The sequence below is a fragment of the Sphingopyxis terrae subsp. terrae NBRC 15098 genome (assembly GCF_001598815.1).
GTDB lineage: Bacteria > Pseudomonadota > Alphaproteobacteria > Sphingomonadales > Sphingomonadaceae > Sphingopyxis > Sphingopyxis terrae.
In genome coordinates this window covers 159,383-174,383 of the sequence record NZ_BCZQ01000012.1, presented here as the reverse complement: position 1 = coordinate 174,383, position 15,001 = coordinate 159,383, and the positions used below count along the sequence as shown (strand labels likewise).

16 protein-coding genes are annotated in these 15,001 nt (G+C 67.3%); 8 read left to right on the top strand and 8 right to left on the bottom strand.

Going from position 1 to position 15,001, the window contains the following annotated elements; all coding sequences use genetic code 11:
- Positions 1 to 34 precede the first annotated feature (34 nt).
- Positions 35 to 619, top strand: a complete 585-nt coding sequence (locus STE01S_RS19575) for a TetR/AcrR family transcriptional regulator (protein WP_162928236.1) — start codon at positions 35 to 37, stop codon at positions 617 to 619.
- Here STE01S_RS19575 and STE01S_RS20350 read toward each other — a convergent pair.
- Entirely contained in the window at positions 525 to 1,739 is a 1,215-nt protein-coding gene (locus STE01S_RS20350) for a glycosyltransferase (protein ID WP_062766781.1), read from the bottom strand. The two genes, STE01S_RS19575 and STE01S_RS20350, sit on opposite strands and share 95 nt — an antisense overlap.
- A 170-nt stretch (positions 1,740 to 1,909) precedes the next feature.
- Between STE01S_RS20350 and STE01S_RS08220 the strand changes: the two genes are divergently transcribed.
- From STE01S_RS08220 to STE01S_RS08210, 3 genes are read left to right on the top strand one after another with little or no spacing between them, the layout of a single operon-like run.
- Positions 1,910 to 2,833: a hypothetical protein gene (locus STE01S_RS08220; RefSeq protein WP_255265912.1), complete on the top strand. Its 924-nt coding sequence runs from the start codon at positions 1,910 to 1,912 to the stop codon at positions 2,831 to 2,833.
- Positions 2,830 to 3,366, top strand: a complete 537-nt coding sequence (locus STE01S_RS08215; protein ID WP_062766927.1) for a DUF2141 domain-containing protein — start codon at positions 2,830 to 2,832, stop codon at positions 3,364 to 3,366. The genes STE01S_RS08220 and STE01S_RS08215 overlap by 4 nt, the downstream gene beginning before the upstream one ends.
- Before the next feature lie 4 nt (positions 3,367 to 3,370).
- Positions 3,371 to 4,552: a glycosyltransferase gene (locus STE01S_RS08210; protein WP_062766777.1), complete on the top strand. Its 1,182-nt coding sequence runs from the start codon at positions 3,371 to 3,373 to the stop codon at positions 4,550 to 4,552.
- Here STE01S_RS08210 and STE01S_RS08205 read toward each other — a convergent pair.
- Positions 4,507 to 5,307 carry a DUF2334 domain-containing protein gene (locus STE01S_RS08205; RefSeq protein WP_062766774.1) on the bottom strand — a complete coding sequence of 267 codons (801 nt, stop codon included), beginning with the start codon at positions 5,305 to 5,307 and terminating at the stop codon, positions 4,507 to 4,509. The two genes, STE01S_RS08210 and STE01S_RS08205, sit on opposite strands and share 46 nt — an antisense overlap.
- On the opposite strand from STE01S_RS08205, the gene STE01S_RS20345 reads away from it, so the two are divergent.
- Positions 5,306 to 5,464 (top strand): hypothetical protein, encoded by a 159-nt coding sequence (locus STE01S_RS20345; protein ID WP_156416708.1) that lies wholly within the window; start codon positions 5,306 to 5,308, stop codon positions 5,462 to 5,464. The genes STE01S_RS08205 and STE01S_RS20345 overlap by 2 nt on opposite strands.
- Here STE01S_RS20345 and STE01S_RS08200 read toward each other — a convergent pair.
- Genes STE01S_RS08200 through STE01S_RS08190 form a run of 3 tightly spaced genes read right to left on the bottom strand, consistent with a single transcriptional unit; the run spans position 5,436 to position 9,385 of the window.
- A complete protein-coding gene (locus tag STE01S_RS08200) occupies positions 5,436 to 7,829 on the bottom strand; it encodes a TonB-dependent receptor domain-containing protein (RefSeq protein WP_062766771.1) in 2,394 nt (797 codons plus the stop codon). The genes STE01S_RS20345 and STE01S_RS08200 overlap by 29 nt on opposite strands.
- Positions 7,808 to 8,731 carry a FecR family protein gene (locus STE01S_RS08195; RefSeq protein ID WP_162928235.1) on the bottom strand — a complete coding sequence of 308 codons (924 nt, stop codon included), beginning with the start codon at positions 8,729 to 8,731 and terminating at the stop codon, positions 7,808 to 7,810. Before STE01S_RS08195 ends, STE01S_RS08200 begins: the two co-directional genes overlap by 22 nt.
- 48 nt (positions 8,732 to 8,779) lie before the next feature.
- Positions 8,780 to 9,385 carry an RNA polymerase sigma factor gene (locus tag STE01S_RS08190; RefSeq protein ID WP_062766766.1) on the bottom strand — a complete coding sequence of 202 codons (606 nt, stop codon included), beginning with the start codon at positions 9,383 to 9,385 and terminating at the stop codon, positions 8,780 to 8,782.
- A gap of 72 nt (positions 9,386 to 9,457) precedes the next feature.
- Between STE01S_RS08190 and STE01S_RS08185 the strand changes: the two genes are divergently transcribed.
- On the top strand, positions 9,458 to 10,522 hold the full coding sequence (locus tag STE01S_RS08185; protein ID WP_062766764.1) for an endonuclease/exonuclease/phosphatase family protein: 1,065 nt from the start codon (positions 9,458 to 9,460) through the stop codon (positions 10,520 to 10,522).
- Here STE01S_RS08185 and STE01S_RS08180 read toward each other — a convergent pair.
- From STE01S_RS08180 to recF, 3 genes are all read right to left on the bottom strand, one after another.
- Positions 10,504 to 11,241 (bottom strand): hypothetical protein, encoded by a 738-nt coding sequence (locus STE01S_RS08180; protein ID WP_162928234.1) that lies wholly within the window; start codon positions 11,239 to 11,241, stop codon positions 10,504 to 10,506. The two genes, STE01S_RS08185 and STE01S_RS08180, sit on opposite strands and share 19 nt — an antisense overlap.
- A 72-nt stretch (positions 11,242 to 11,313) precedes the next feature.
- Positions 11,314 to 13,068 carry a class I adenylate-forming enzyme family protein gene (locus STE01S_RS08175; protein ID WP_082813265.1) on the bottom strand — a complete coding sequence of 585 codons (1,755 nt, stop codon included), beginning with the start codon at positions 13,066 to 13,068 and terminating at the stop codon, positions 11,314 to 11,316.
- 120 nt (positions 13,069 to 13,188) lie between these two features.
- Complete coding sequence (recF, locus tag STE01S_RS08170; RefSeq protein WP_062766759.1) at positions 13,189 to 14,298, bottom strand: DNA replication/repair protein RecF; 1,110 nt, start codon at positions 14,296 to 14,298, stop codon at positions 13,189 to 13,191.
- A 249-nt stretch (positions 14,299 to 14,547) separates the two neighbouring features.
- Between recF and STE01S_RS20775 the strand changes: the two genes are divergently transcribed.
- Complete coding sequence (locus tag STE01S_RS20775; RefSeq protein ID WP_255265911.1) at positions 14,548 to 14,676, top strand: hypothetical protein; 129 nt, start codon at positions 14,548 to 14,550, stop codon at positions 14,674 to 14,676.
- A 61-nt stretch (positions 14,677 to 14,737) separates the two neighbouring features.
- Entirely contained in the window at positions 14,738 to 14,917 is a 180-nt protein-coding gene (locus STE01S_RS08165) for a PspC domain-containing protein (protein WP_003044434.1), read from the top strand.
- Positions 14,918 to 15,001 lie beyond the last annotated feature (84 nt).

The window sequence follows — 15,001 nt, the reverse complement described above, 5'->3', positions numbered from 1 at the left end:
TGATTTATTCTCATTCACCATTATGGACGGAAAAATGGAGAGGACCTCAACCATCAAACGGCGCGATGCCGTTGCAACCCGCGCGTCTATATTGGCGGCCGCGCACCAACGCTTTCTGCGTGAGGCGTATGAGAATGTCGGACTGCGCGACATTGCGGGCGATGCCGGGGTCGATGTCGCGCTGATCAGCCGCTATTTCGGCGGCAAGGAAGGCCTGTTCCGCGAAGTCGTCAGCGACGAAGCAAAGCCGCATCTGTTCCGCGAGCCCAAAAGCATCGACGAATTGCCCGGTTTTCTGGCGCAACTCGTCGCCGAAGACGATGACGCCGACCGCCATCATCGCATGGAGATGTTCGTCATCATGCTGCGCTCGGCCTCGTCTCCCAAGGCGGGCGATATCATCCGCGAACTGGTCAACCGCGACGTTCTGGAGCCGCTCGCCGGAACGATCGGCGGCGATCAGGGCGAGATGCGCGCCAATATGCTGCTGGCGATCCTGATGGGCGTCGGCGTCCTGCGGACGATCATGAAGGTCGATAATTTCGAGCTCGATGCCGAAGAAGGGGCCGAGTGCGTCGAGCGTTTTCGCTGCCTGTTTGCGGCGGCGTTGACCTGCTGACCGACCTAGCGCAACCGCCCTCCCCGGCCAGACGGTCGAAGAGATCGAGATAGCGGCGCGCCGCAAAGGCCGTGCCGAAAGGCTCGGTAACGACCGCCGGAGAAAAGGGCCGACGATCCTGCCGGTCGATCCATTCGAGCATCGCCTCGGCAATCGCCGCCGGTTCGCGGCTGGGGACGATCGCGCCGCAATCACCGTCCGCGAGCAAATCACGCAGGAAGTGCGAACAGTCGGTGGCGATAACCGGAACGCCGCGTTCGAGCGCTTCGACCGCAACGGCAGGCCCTCCTTCGTAGCGCGAGGTAATCAGCAGCAGGTCGGCATGGTCGAGCGCCGGCCCGATCGATGCCAAGCGCCCCGGAAGCGCGATCCGGTCCGCAACGCCCAAGCGCCGCGCCAGCCGCGCCAGCCGCGGCGCGTCGGGCCCATCGCCCGCAATGGTCAGCCGCACGTCGCGGCGCTTGGCCAGTTCGGCGACGATTCGAACCGCGAGGCCGAAATCCTTCTGCTCGACGAGTCGCCCCGCCGCCAGCAGATGCAGCGGCCCGGTACCCGGCACCTTCCTCGCGTCCGGCAAATTGATGATCGTGTCGATATTGGGATCGAAGATCACGCTGACGTCCGCGCGTCCCGTCAGCGCACGCACGTCGTCGGCAAGCCCGGTGGACATGGCGGCGAACCAGTCGACATCGCGCGCCGCCCACCGAAAGGCCCGCGCAAGCAGCGCGCGTAGCGCCGGAACCGCTGAGGGCGCCAGCGGATTGCTGATCTTCGCCACGACCTTCGGTCGCCGCGGCAGATCGCGCACCGCGCCAGCCAGCACATGATGAAAATTGCCCGGCAGAAAGACGACGTCCGGCCGCAGGCGAGCGATCGCCGCCGACAGCGCACGCCGCAGGCGCAGGCGCGAAAGCGGCGTTCTGGGGATTTCGGGTTCGAGGCGTTCGGTGTGTACCCCGCGCGGCACGGCGGAGCGCAGCGGACCATCGAATGTGCCGCAAAGCAATGTGACGCGGCGCCCCTGCGCCACCCATTCGCGCGCCAGCCGCAGCGCGATCACCTCGGTCCCACCGAACGAAAAATCATGAAAAATGATGACGATGTGCTGCGCTCGCGCCACGCCGCTGGCCTTCCCGATGCCACACCGGCGCCCGCATCGGACGCCCTTCCATCGACAAGACGCCGCGCGCGCTGATTTTCCGCACGCGCCGATGCGGGATCGGCCGCGCCGCGGCGTCTGAAGCTGAAGAAGCGAAAAATCGCTGGAAACGATACTAACGGGATAAAAGCGTGAACGGATTGACGGTTGCCACAGCCCCCACACCGACGCCCCCCCTCGCCGCACTCGAGCCGCTGACACCGATCCGCAGCCGCTGGCCGGCGCTGCTCAGCGGCCTGCTCAGCCTGGCGCTGCTCGCCGGACTGATGCGCGAGCTTCTGGGCGGCGGACTGGCCGCGCTGCATGAGGCGCTGCCCACCAACCCGCTTTTCTACTTGGTCTTCCTTGCCATCTATGCGGTGCAGCCGCTGTCCGATCTGGTGATTTTCCGGCGGCTGTGGGGCCTGCCGCTGTCGGGCATCGTGCCGATCCTGCGCAAGCTGGTCGCGAACGAGATTTTGCTCGGCTATTCGGGGGAAGCCTATTTCTACGCTTGGGCGCGGACCCGGCTCAACATGATCGCGGCGCCTTTCGCGGCGATCAAGGATGTCAGCATCCTGTCGGCGGTCGTCGGCAACATCTTCACGCTGGCACTGCTCGCCATCGCCACGCCCTTCGCCTATTCGCTGCTGCCCGCGGAGCATATCCGCCCGATCCTGGGGTCGGTAGGGGTCATGCTCGCCCTGTCGCTCGCCATCCTGCTTTTCCGCGGCCGCCTGTTCTCGCTTCCTGCGAGTGAACTACGCTGGGTGTTCCTGGTCCACCTCGTCCGCACCATCGCCTACACCGGGCTGCTCGCGCTGTGCTGGCATCTCGCGCTGCCGCTCGTGCCGCTCGCGCTCTGGATGCTGCTCGTGACGGGACGCCAACTCGTCGCGCGCCTGCCGCTCGTCCCCAACAAGGACATCGTCTTTGCCAATCTGGCGGTCTTTCTGGTCGGCAACGACGCCGCGGTGACGCGGCTCGTGGCACTGACGGTCGCGCTGACCCTGCTCTGCCACGTCATCGTCTTTGCACTGACATGGCTGCCGCTGCGCAAGGGAGCGGCCGCATGACCCGCTTCCGCTTCCGCTTCCCTGCCCTCGCCGCCGCCATGCTGGCTTCAGCCGCAATGGTGCCGTCCGCACGCGCCGCGGTCTATGGCGACGCGCCCGCCTGCGCCGCGGGTTCGACAACGCCGGCGCTGCTCGTCTGGCTCGACGGGCTGAAGGACCGCAAGGGACGCATTCGCGTCGAGCTTTTCCCGAGCAACGACAAGGATTTTCTGGAGGATGATTTCGTCCTTCAGAAAGCGGGCAAGGATTTCCGCCGCATCGAATTTGCCGCCCCCGCCGCCGGTCCGGTCGCGGTGTGCATCCGGGCGCCGCGGCCCGGCCGCTACAGCTTCGCGATGATCCACGACCGCGACGGCAAGCACAAGTTCAGCTTTTCCTCCGACGGCGTCGGCTTTCCCGGCAATCCCAAATTGGGGTGGAGCAAACCCAAATCGGCAAAAGCCGCGGTGACGCTGGGTAGCGGTGTCACGGAAATGCACGTGATGATGAATTATTTCCACGGCCTGGGCTTTTCGCCGGTCAAGAAGGATTGAGGCGATGCGGATCGTCGACGTCTGCGAATTCTATTCCCCCACCGGCGGCGGCATCCGCTCCTATGTCGACCGCAAGATGCAGTTGCTTGCCGAAGCCGGCCACGAACTGATCGTTCTCGCGCCCGGCGCCGAGGATCGCGAGGAAGTGCGCGCAACCGGCGGCCGGATCATCTGGGTCAAGGCGCCGCCGCTGCCGTTCGACGCTAATTACCGCATGTTCTGGGATGCGGCGCCGATCCATGCCTGGCTCGACCGGTTGCACCCCGATGTCGTCGAAGCCTCTTCGCCCTGGCGCCCCGCGTGGATCGTCGGAAAATGGGCCGGCGCCGCCGCGAAGGTCTTTTTCCTGCACAGCGACCCGGTCGTATCCTATCCGCAGCGCTGGTTCGGGCGGATCGCCTCGCGCGAAAAGATCGACGCCGCCTTCGAATGGTTCAATCGCTACCTGCGCCGCGCGATGCCGCTGTTCGATAGTCTGGTGGTCTGCGGCGATTCGCTGGGCAAGCGGCTGAGCGACCGCCACATCGGTCCGGCGCATTGCATCGCGCTGGGCATCGATCGCGCCGCCTTTTCACCGACCCTGCGCGATGCCAGCCTGCGCGCCGACCTGCTGGCGCAATGCGACCTTCCCGAAAGCGCCACCCTGCTGCTCGGCATCGGGCGGCACCATGGCGAAAAGCGGTGGGACATGGTGATCGACGCGGTGCAGGCCGCCGCCGCCCGCGAACCCGTCGGCCTGATCCTGATCGGCAAGGGACCGGCGAGCGCCGCGCTGCGCAAGCAGGTCGGCGGCAATCCCCATATCCGCATGTTCCAGCCAATCTACGACCGGCCGCAACTGGCCGCATTGATGGCGAGCTGCGACGCGCTGATCCACGGGTGCGAAGGCGAAACCTTCGGCTTGGTGGCGTCGGAGGCGCTGGCGTCGGGCCTGCCGCTGATCGTCCCCGACGAAGGCGGCTGTGCCGAGATCGCGCGCCCGGAATTTGCGGAAACCTATGCCGCACGCGATGCCGCGGCGGCGACGCAGGCCATCGCCCGTTTCTGCGCGCGCGATCGCGCGGCGGTCCGTCAGGCGGCGCGCCGTGCCGCCATCGCCGTCCGATCGGACCGCGACCATGTCGCGGACCTGCTCCGCCATTATGACGCGCTAATCGCCGCGCGTTCGTCGCGAGTGGCGGCATGATCGGCCGCGAGATCCGCATAGCGCGCGACCCGGCGCCCCGCGAGCAGCGCGGCACAGCATTTGTCGATGCTGGCCACAAGGCTGGGCACGTGCGCATCGCCCGGATGCACCGCGACGCGCACGTCGCGCATCGGTTTCAGCGCATGCCGCGCGAGCGCAGAAAACAACAAGGAACTGGCGATCCGCGCCCTGCTGCGGCTTGCCCAGGTGATGACCGGACCGCGCGCGAGCACCGCGCCGGTTTGCGGATTCCACACCTTCATATGATCCTCGGCCATCGTAAATCCGGCCTGTGGCAAAGCGGACAGAGCCCCAGCTCCGTAGAGCCACGCGGGCGCGATGAAACCGGTTGCGGCAACCCCTGTCACGTCCTCAACCAGTTTCTTGGCCGCCGTCATCCGCGCCAACGCAGTGGCGTGGTCAAGGCCGAGGAACTCGCCCTCGCCCGCCGTCATGTGGCGCGCGCGGAAACCGTCGAGCGCGCCGCTGTGCCGGCTGTCGTCGCGATGCGCCCAGCCGTGGACGAACATTTCAACGCCCGCGTCGGCCCAGCCGCGCAGGCGGCTCTGAAAGCCCCGGTCCTCGGCGATCGGCGCGCTGTCCCAATGATCGGGAACGACCAGCATCGCCAGCTTCGGCCCGCCAAGGTGGCGGACGAGTTGGTCGAGCAGGCGATCGACCTCGTCGGCGAAGCGCGGGCTGACGTCGTGGATCGAGGCCAGGAATTTGCGCGAGGATTTATCGGAGGGCCGCATGACTGACATGTCCTTGATGGCGATGGTCTATCGCTTGCTCGTCTGGGGCAGCCGCAACGCGGACAAGGCGCCTCGCACCCGCGCCGCGCCCGCAAAGGCGCCGCCGCCGCGCGCGGCTGAACCGCCGTTCAAAAGGCTGCATCCAGGCCAATCCTGACGGTGCGGGGCCGCAGCGGCGTTTCCTGCCGACCGGCGACCACGGTGAAGGGGTTCCCATAGGAAAAGCGGTTACGATCGGCGTTGAACAGGTTCGTGACACCTAGCGCAAAGCCGAAACGCCCGCGCTCGAGACGCAGGTTCAGAGCCGTGTCGACATAGCGGCCCTGGCTGATGTCGAGCAGATTGCCGACGCCGAGATAGGATTTGCCGACATAGCGCGCATCGGCGGCAATCGACAGGCGGGCATCGGCGCCGACGCTCTGCACCCAGCGCGCGCCCACCCGCGCGCCCCACTGCGCGATATTGGGCAGATCATTGTCCTCCGCCCGCGCATAGGCCGGTGCGGCTTGGGTCAGGCTGCTGTGGTTGAGAAAGGCGCTGCCGTCGAGGCGCAGCGACGGGGTGGCGTTCCACGTCGCAGACGCGCTGAATCCGAGAATCGAACCATTGCCGATATTGTCCGTGTAGGGAAAACCCTGCGCATCGACGAGATCGGCCTGAATCGATTCCCAGCGCGCGTAGGAGCCCGACAGCGCCACGCTGAGCGGATCATGATCGGGCGCCCCCCGCCGCGCGCCGAGTTCGAACGTCGCGATGGTGTCCGACTGGAAGGCGACCGCGCTTCCCGGGCTGCTCACCGTCAAGCCGCCGGGCCGGAATCCCTCCTGATAGCGTCCGTAGATCAGCCAGCCGCCCCCCGGTTTCCAGCGCAGCGCCACAGCGGGCACGAAATAGTCGACGGCGCGACGCGGTTCAGGCGGGTTCGGGTTTGCAGGATCGATCAGTTCGCCCGAAAAGCGCGTATGGGCATAGCGGCCGCCAAGGCTGGCGCTGAGCCGCGGCGCGAGGCCGAAGGTCCATTCGCCGAACAGCGCAACCTCGCTGCGCTCGTTCAGAATATCGGCGATCGGGGCGGGCGCGGCGGGGTCGCCGAGCGCGCGCCGGGTCCGGTCCTTCCCGTCGGTGATGCTGATCCCCGCGATCCAGCCATGCCCGTGCGCGCCCTGCCGCGACAGCGTGGTTTCATTGGCGTGCTGGCGGATCCCAATATCCTGCGTAAAGGCCAAGGGGTTCCCGCCGCCGAGCGCCGACGCATCGAAGCGGTTCGCCAGATCGTGCGACACGATCGCACCGGTCGATCGCAGCACCAGCGGACCCCAGCTTTTTTCGACCGTCGCGTAAAGCAGCGAATAATCATTGTCGAAGGGCTGCGCGATCAGGCTCTGCCGCGTCAGGTCGGGCAGCCCGGCCTCCGAATATTGACCGTCGCGCGTCTGTATGTCTTGCCGCACCCAGCCCGCATCGATCGTCCAGCCGTCGCCGGGTGTCACACGCAGCGCCGCGCGCCCGCCGAAGATGCGGCTGCGGTTGACGTCGCTGAGCCCGCGGGCGCTGTCGTCGATATAGCCGCCGTCGATGCGATGATAGCCGACGACACGCAGCGCGGCACGGTCGGTCAACAGCGGCAGGTTGAGCGTCGCCGCCGCATCGTGGCTGTCGGCGCCATGCTGGGTCAGTGCATAGCCCGCTTGCATGCGCGCCGCGAAACCGCCGCTGTCGGGCTTTGCCGGATCGATGCGGATGATGCCGCCGAGCGACCCGGCGCCGTAAAGCGTTCCCTGCGGCCCTTCCAGCACCTCGATCTTGTCGATGTCATAGAGCGCGATGTCGGGATCGGGCGCGTTATAGTTGAGCCGCGCGTAGCCGAAATATTGCCCCACCGTCGCCTGCGTCGGGCCGGTGAAGCTTGAATCGGCGACGCCGCGAATGAACAGTTTGTTGCGGCCGGGGCCGAGGTTGGTCGAATTGACCGAGGGAAGCTGGCGCACGATGACGTCCGAACCATGCTGCCCGGGCGCGCCCGCGAAACTGTCATCGAGGCGCATCACCGTGACTGCAGCGGGATAGTCGGCGAGCGAGGTGTCGCGCTTGCTGGCCGTGACGATAATCTCTTCGGGCGGCGCAGGGTCGGCCCGGCGCGGGGCTGCGGGGGGCGGCGCCGGGCGGCGCGGCGGCGGTGCCGGGCGCCCCCGAACGGGGACGCGCACGATGCGAAAGCTGCGCGCGTCGATGATGGTCACGCCTAGCCCGGTGCCGCGCAGCAGCCGCGCAAGCGCGGTTTCGGCGTCCATCGTGCCGGCGACGCGGCGCACGCGGATCTCGCCCATCGCGGGATCGGCAAGCGCGACACTGACGCCGCCCTGGCGCCCGAGTTCAAGAATCGCCTGGTCGAGCCGGCCGGCAGCGATGGCAAAGCGATGCGTCTCGGCGGCATGGACCGACGCGGGGGCCAGAGCCGCCACGAGGCTGGCCGCCGCCCATTGCCTGTAACGCTGCACCATCAGTTCGCGGTCAGTCGCCACTCCTCGCCGACCTTGCGGGCCGAAACGCCCATCAGGATCGCGATCTTTTCTATAGCGGCCTTATCCTTGCCGTCGATCAGGATCGTGCCCGTAAAGGTGCGATCGGCGATGGCGGGATCGACGGCGATCGGGGCGCCAAGCGCGCGCGACAGGTCGGGCGCGATGTCCGACAGCGGCGCCGCGGTGAAATCGAGGCGGCCCGTCTTCCACCCGGCCACTGTCGCGGGATCGACGCGGGTGACGACCGGCGCCGCGCCGCTATGCGCGATGTGCAGCCGCTGCCCCGCGCGCAGCAGCAGGGCCGCGCGATCGGGATCGAACATCACCGCACCTTCGGCCACGCTCACTTCGGCACGTCCGTCCTCGCGCGCGACGTTGAAGACCGTGCCGACATCGCGCAGTCGCATGTCGCCCGACACGACGGTGAAGGGATCGGTGGGATCGTGGGTGACGCGGAACACCGCCTCACCGCCTTCGAGCGTCGCGATGCGCGGATTGCGGCGGTCGAGCGTCACGCGCGTTCCGCCGTTGAGGTCGATCACCGTTCCGTCGTCCAGCGTCACGCTGCGCTGCTCGCCGAGCGCGGTCTCGACCGCATAGGTCGGCACTGCGACGCGATAGACCGGCCACGCACTTACGGCGACGAGCAGCGCGGCGGCAACGGCACCATAGCGGCGGAAGAATCCGGGGGCGTTGTCGTTGGCGGGCGCGGCGTCCGGGCGATCCGCGACCAAGGGCCGCGCGGCGAGGGCCTCGGTCATCGCCGCATCGGCGATCGCCACCCGGTCATAGGCGGCGGCGTGCGCAGGATCGGCCTCCAGCCACGCGGTGAAGGCAGGCCAATCGGCAAGCGCGGGATCGCGCTGCCGGACGAACCAGCCCACCGCCTCCTGCTCTGTCATGCCGTTTGCCATGCGTAAAACCGTCCCTTCGCAGCTAGGACGGTCTGGTCAGTCATTTTCCGCATCGAGTTTGTCACGTAATTGCAATACGGCCTTGTAGGCCTTTTGTAGATGTTTTTCGACAGCGCTCAGGCTGAGGCCGAAATGCGCGGCTATGTCGCGCTGCGGCGTGCCCTCGATGCGGTAGCTGCGGAAGATGCCGGTGGTCGGCTCGCCCAGTTCGTCGAACAGCGCCGCGACGCGCGCCAGCTCGCTCTTCGCGATCGCCGCGCGCTCGGCCGAGGGGGCTGGCGACGCCTCGCCCGCGTCGCCCGTTGCCAGCGCGCTCCACGCATCGTCGCGCCGCTCGCGGCGCTGCGCCGAGCGGCGGCGGTCGATCACCAGATTGTCGGCGACCCGATAAAGATAGGAGAGCGGATCGTCTGGAACCGCCGCGATCCCGCCGATCTTGATCCACAAATCCTGCAGAATATCCTCGGCGTCCGACGCGTCGCCGCAGCGGGCCCGCACGAAACGTTCCAGCGCTGCGCGGTGGGCCAGGAACGCCCCATCCAGACCGTCGGCGATCATGCGCCGCCCCATACCAATGCCGCGCGCAAGCCGCAATCGGATCGCGCCCATCGATCGGCAATGCGACGCTTTTTTCGTGCTCATGCGGAAAAGCGCGCGCGGTGCCGTCCATTTGAAAGGGGCGATGGTCGAATTGCGTAGCGGGAGCCTTGCCCCATGTCCCAAATCCTGTCCCGCAGCTTGCTCCGGATCGCTGCGCTGGCCGGGGCGTTTGCCGTAAGTTGCACCGCCACCGCCGCGCCTCCCCCAACCCCCGCGACCCCGATCAGCGTCCTCACCTACAATATCCATGGCCTACCCTGGCCGCTCGCCTGGGGGCGCAGCGATGATTTCGGGCAAATCGCGGCGCGGCTGCGCGCGATGCGGCAGGCGGGAACCCAGCCGCATATCGTCGTGCTGCAGGAAGCCTTCACCCGCGCCGCGCAGCGGATCGGTGCGGAAAGCGGCTATCGCTATGCCGTGGACGGCCCGGCCGCTGCCGATCGCAGCAGCCTGCCCGCCACCGCCGCCGACCGCCGCTTCGCCGCCGCCGCGTCATGGTTCAAGGGCGAGCGGTCGGGCAAGCTGCTCGGCAGCGGGCTGCAACTGCTGTCGGACTATCCAATCCTCGCGGTACGCCGCGCGCCCTTTCCGGCCTATGCCTGTGCCGGTTATGACTGCCTTGCCAACAAGGGCATATTGATGGCGCTCGTCGCGGTTCCGGGCGCGGCGACGCCGGTCGTCGTGACCACCGCGCATTTCAATTCGCGGGGGGCGTCGGGGGTTTCCGACGAACGCGCCGACTATGCCTATCGCCGCCAGCTCGACGCAGCCGGACGGTTCATGGCGCAAAGCCCGTGGCATCGCTATCCGATCATCTTTGCCGGCGACTTCAACGTCGGCAAGATCGCGCCGCGCGCCCGCGCCTTCGCATCGGCGACGGGCGGCTGGTGGGGTGCAGCGCGCACCGGTGGGCTCGACGATGCGATGCACGCCTGTTCGCGCAGCACAAGCGGCCTGCCCCGCGCCGCGCTCGAAAGCTTTCACCGCGCCAAGGACTGGCAATTATTCGCCTCGACCCGCATCGCCGCGCTCACCGCCGTGGCCATATCGGTGCCGTTCGGACGCAGCGCCGACGGCCGCATGCTGTCCGACCATATCGGCTATGTCGCGCGTTACCGCCTCGCACCGCTCGCACCGACCGCCGCACGCGGCCCGCTCGGCTATGTCCGTTTGAAATAGGCGATCAGGCGATCGATCGATGGCCGTGCGGCCTGCAGCGCCTGTTCGGTTGCGGCATCGTCGCGCCGCGCCGCGCCCTCCTGTGCCGCCTTCAGCGCCGCACCCATCTGGCCCGCCAGCGCCGTGTCGCCGACGTCGCCCGCAATGTCATCCCAATGCTGGCCCGCCATTGTCATCGCCGCATCGACCCCGGACCAGTCCGGCCGCGCCGCCGCAAGACGCGCGGCCCCGGCCAATTGCGCATAATCGATCAGCGCCATCGCCGTTGTCGCCTTCGACACGGTCGCCATATCCTCGATCAGCGCGCGATAGATTTCGAGCGCCGCGAGTCCCGCACCCTGCCGGTCGTCCTTCCGCGCGGCGGCATCGAGCGCGGCGAGCCGCGGCACGATCGCCTGCTGCGCCGCCGAACCGAGCGACGCGTGGACGCCTTTTTCGGAATAGATGGCGGTGGCGACGCGAGCGCGAAACTGCCCGACCGATTCGTCTGGCGCCGCCACCGCCACATCGCGAAAATAGCCGGCAGCGGCATGTTTGAGCGGATCGGGATCGACCGCATAATCGGTAATCCCCGCGCGCGTCGTCAGCGAGAAGGTCGCAATCGCCTGATCGGAGGGCGAATGCGGTGCGCCGCAGGCTGCGAGAGTCAGCAGAGGCAGGATCATCGCGCCGCGCGGCCAGCGAACATGGAGCGGAAAATCGTATAGAAAATTTGGCAAAGGCCTATCCTTTGCCCGGAAGACGTCGCGGGGGCGGCAAAGCCGCACTCCCCACTCTTCCCAAAACGTCCGTCAGCTTGCGCGGTCGGCGAACAGCGCCTTCAGATCCTTCTTCAATATCTTGCCATTGGCATTGCGCGGCAGCGTGTCGGCGACGAAATGCACCGCGACCGGCACCTTGAACGCCGCGAGCCGCGCGCGCACCCAATCCTGCAATTCGCCTTCGCTTGCCGACATGCCCGGCGCCAGATGCACGACTGCCGCAGGTTCTTCGCCCAGCGTGCGGTGCGGGATGCCGATGATCGCGCAATCGGTGACCGCCGGATGTTCGTAGAGCGCGTTTTCGACTTCCGACGAATAGATATTCTCGCCGCCGCGCAGCACCATGTCCTTCGCCCGGTCGACGATATAGACGAAGCCTTCGTCATCAAGGCGCGCAAGGTCGCCGGTGCGCACCCAGCCGTCGACAAAGGTTTCGGCCGTCGCCTCGGGCTTGTTCCAATAGCCTTTGACGATCATCGGGCCGCGCGCCCACAGCTCGCCGACCGTTCCCGTCGGCAGCACCGTCACGCCATCATCGTCGCGGATTTCAAGGTCGGCGACCGCAACCGCCGGCCCGGCGCTGGTCGGACGATTGAGATAATCTTCCGACGAATGCGACGTCACTGTCGCCATCGTTTCGGTCATCCCCCAGCCGTTGCCCGGCAGCGCGCCGAATTCTTCGTAGATGCGCTTGACCAGTTCGGGCGCCGACGGCGCGCCGCCATAGGCGATCGCCTCGATCGACGAGAGGTCGTAGTTGGCGCGGTCGGGGTGCTCGATCAGCTGCCAGGCGATCGTCGGCACGCCGCCGGTCACATTGACCTTTTCGCGTTCTATAATCTCCATCGCCTGCACCGCGTCCCATTTGCGCATGAAGATCGTCGTGTTGCCCGCCGCCATGCTGCCCATCAGGCTGGCCGAACAGGCGGTGACGTGAAACATCGGAATGACGGTCAGCGTCGTGCGCGGCTGCGGATCGGGGATCGCTTCGCCGCGACGCAGGAAGCTGCGCGCCGCCGAAAAGCCGCCCGAGAGGATGTTGCTCATCAGATTGCGATGGGTGCCGAGCGCACCCTTGGGATTGCCCGTGGTGCCGCTGGTGTAGAAGATCGTCGCCTCGTCATCGGGATCGATCGCAACGACAGGCCGCGCGATATCGGGAAGCGCCGCCCAGCTTGCGGGTGCGCCGACGATATCCTCGATCGCCGCCGTGTCGCCTTCAGCGCCGCCGCGCGCGACGATCCAGCGCGATACGCCGCCCAGTTCTTCGCGATGATCGCGCAGCCGCTCCAGCCGCTCGCCATCGACGATCACGACCTTTGCGCCCGAATCGCGGATGCCATAGGCCAGTTCGGCACCGGTCCACCATGCATTGAGCGGCACTGCGATCGCGCCGATGGTCGTGATCGCGAAAAAAACCATCGGCCATTCGGGCAGGTTGCGCATCGCAAAGGCGACGCGGTCACCCTTGCCGACGCCCATGTCCTGCAGCGCATGCGCCAGCGCCGCGGTGGCGCGCCAATTCGCCTCGAAGCTGACGCGGTCGTCGTCGAGGATGGTGAACGGCCGTGCGCCATGGGTGCGCGACAAGTCGAAGAGGACGCCAAGATCGTTGGGGGCATTTTTCCAGACGCGCGTCGGCACGCCGCGGATCGTCACCGTCTCCATCTCGAAGCGCGCGCCGGGCGCGGTCAGCACCGCGGTTGCATCGGCCATCGACATTTTCGGCCAGGTCGGATCGAGCGCCACCAGCGGCTCTGTCATCACGTCACTCGTCACGCGCATTGCTCCCATATCCGTCCGGTCGGGCGCCGGAGATTCGCCTCAGCGTTACGGACGAACGACGGGCCGCACAAGCGGGCGAAGCATGGAAAGGCGCAGCGTTCGTCGCGGCGCGGCGACGCCCTAGCCCGGCGCGATCCGCCCGCCCGCAACCCGAAAGCGCGTCACTGGACCCGGCATCGCGTCGAACAGCCCCGCCTCGGTGCCGGTGAGCCACGCCTGCCCGCCCTGGCCGGCTAGGCGCCCATAAAGCGCGGCGCGGCGCAGCGGGTCGAGATGCGCGGCGACTTCGTCGAGCAGCAATATCGGCCGCTGTCCACGGTCGCGCGCCACGCAATCGCTGTGCGCAAGGACGAGCGAGAGCAGCATTGCCTTCTGCTCGCCGGTCGAACAGCGCGCCGCAGCGCGGCCGCTCGCCGCGTGGACGGCGGCAAGATCGTCGCGGTGCGGGCCGGCGGTCGCGCGCCCGGCGGCGGCATCGATCCGGCGCCGTGCCGCAAACAGATCGCGCAGCGCCGCGGCGTCGTGCACCGCGCCGCGCGGTGCGCCCTCGGCATCGACAAGGGTCAGCAGCGGGCGCGCGAAGGGTGCGTCGGGCTGCTCCGCCAGTTCGGCGGATAACGCCGCGAGCGTCCGCTGGCGCGCCGCATCGATCGCCGCGCCATGCTCGGCCAGCTGCGCCTCCAGGCTCGCCAGCCATTGCGGATCGGCTGCGGAAAGGTCGGCAAGCAATTTGCCCCGCGCGCGCATCGCCGCTTCATAACGATTGCCATGCTGGGCATGGCGCGGGTCGAGGGCGAGGACGAGGCGATCGAGGAAGCGCCGCCGATTGCCCGCCGTTTCGACGAACAGGCGGTCCATCGCCGGGGTGAGCCAGAGGATGGCGAGCCAGTCGCCGAGCGCCGTCGCCGCCGCGGCGCTGCCGTTGATCCGGACGATCCGGCGCCCCGGTGCCGAGGGTTCGACCCCGGTACCAAGCGCCACGGGGGCGAGCGCGGGATCACCCTGCACCTCGCCGAACACTGCGAAGCCGCCGGCGGCGCCGTCGCGCACCATATCGGGTAGCGCCGCGCGCCGAAGCCCGCGCCCCGGCGCGAGCAGCGATATCGCCTCCAATATATTCGTCTTGCCGGCGCCATTGTCGCCGTGAAGCGCGACAAGGCCGGGCCCGGCCGCCAGATCGGCCCCCGCGTGATTGCGGAAATCGGTCAACGAAAGGCGGATCAGCGTCATCTGCGTTGCGCCTACCCCAGCCCTGTGCGCGATGCGAGTCCCGCGCATCATCGTTGCAGCCAAAGACGAAACGCAAAAAATTCTAATTTGAGGGAATTTTCACCACATCATTGATTTTTTCCCGCTGAAATATAGTTTCAACTTCGAAAAAACCGCGGTTAACCGCCAATGAATGAAATTGGCACGCCTCCTGCATTACTACTGGCATCCACCGGATGGTCCGGGTGGGAGGAACGAAAGGATTATATCATGGCTCATTTCAACACCGAATCGCTCAAGAGCTACGCCATCGCGGCGGTTGCCACGCTCTACTGCTCGATCATGTTCCTGGCCGCTGCTGGCCCGAACGGTGCGGAACTCGGCCGGCTGGTCATCTGACCAGCCGCCCCCACCCACGAACAACGCCGGTCCCGGAGGGACCGGGACGGAAAGGAAAGAAATGAAACAGGGTTTTCGCAAGAATCGTCGCGATGGCATGGTCTTCGGCGTCTGCGCCGGCATGGCGGACCACTTCGGCTTCGACGTCTTGTGGACGCGCGTCGCCTTTGTGGCACTGACTTTGCTGGGCTTCGGCCTGCCGCTGCTGGTCTATCTGACCGTCGCGATCCTCGCGCCGTAACGCAGCCACGGGCCGGCCGCCTTTCAGGCATGTCGCACCGGCCCCGCATATTTCCACAATCGAAGGCCCGCCGGTCCGCCGGTG

Coding starts and splice junctions, on each gene's coding strand:
- STE01S_RS08175 (WP_082813265.1), bottom strand. CDS start 13,068: ATGCGCGTGACGAGTGACGTGATGACAGAGCCGCTGGTGGCGCTCGAT.
- recF (WP_062766759.1), bottom strand. CDS start 14,298: ATGACGCTGATCCGCCTTTCGTTGACCGATTTCCGCAATCACGCGGGG.
- STE01S_RS20345 (WP_156416708.1), top strand. CDS start 5,306: ATGACTGACATGTCCTTGATGGCGATGGTCTATCGCTTGCTCGTCTGG.
- STE01S_RS19575 (WP_162928236.1), top strand. CDS start 35: ATGGAGAGGACCTCAACCATCAAACGGCGCGATGCCGTTGCAACCCGC.
- STE01S_RS08185 (WP_062766764.1), top strand. CDS start 9,458: ATGTCCCAAATCCTGTCCCGCAGCTTGCTCCGGATCGCTGCGCTGGCC.
- STE01S_RS08195 (WP_162928235.1), bottom strand. CDS start 8,731: ATGACAGAGCAGGAGGCGGTGGGCTGGTTCGTCCGGCAGCGCGATCCC.
- STE01S_RS08165 (WP_003044434.1), top strand. CDS start 14,738: ATGAAACAGGGTTTTCGCAAGAATCGTCGCGATGGCATGGTCTTCGGC.
- STE01S_RS08215 (WP_062766927.1), top strand. CDS start 2,830: ATGACCCGCTTCCGCTTCCGCTTCCCTGCCCTCGCCGCCGCCATGCTG.
- STE01S_RS20775 (WP_255265911.1), top strand. CDS start 14,548: ATGGCTCATTTCAACACCGAATCGCTCAAGAGCTACGCCATCGCGGCG.
- STE01S_RS08205 (WP_062766774.1), bottom strand. CDS start 5,307: ATGCGGCCCTCCGATAAATCCTCGCGCAAATTCCTGGCCTCGATCCAC.
- STE01S_RS08210 (WP_062766777.1), top strand. CDS start 3,371: ATGCGGATCGTCGACGTCTGCGAATTCTATTCCCCCACCGGCGGCGGC.
- STE01S_RS08190 (WP_062766766.1), bottom strand. CDS start 9,385: ATGAGCACGAAAAAAGCGTCGCATTGCCGATCGATGGGCGCGATCCGA.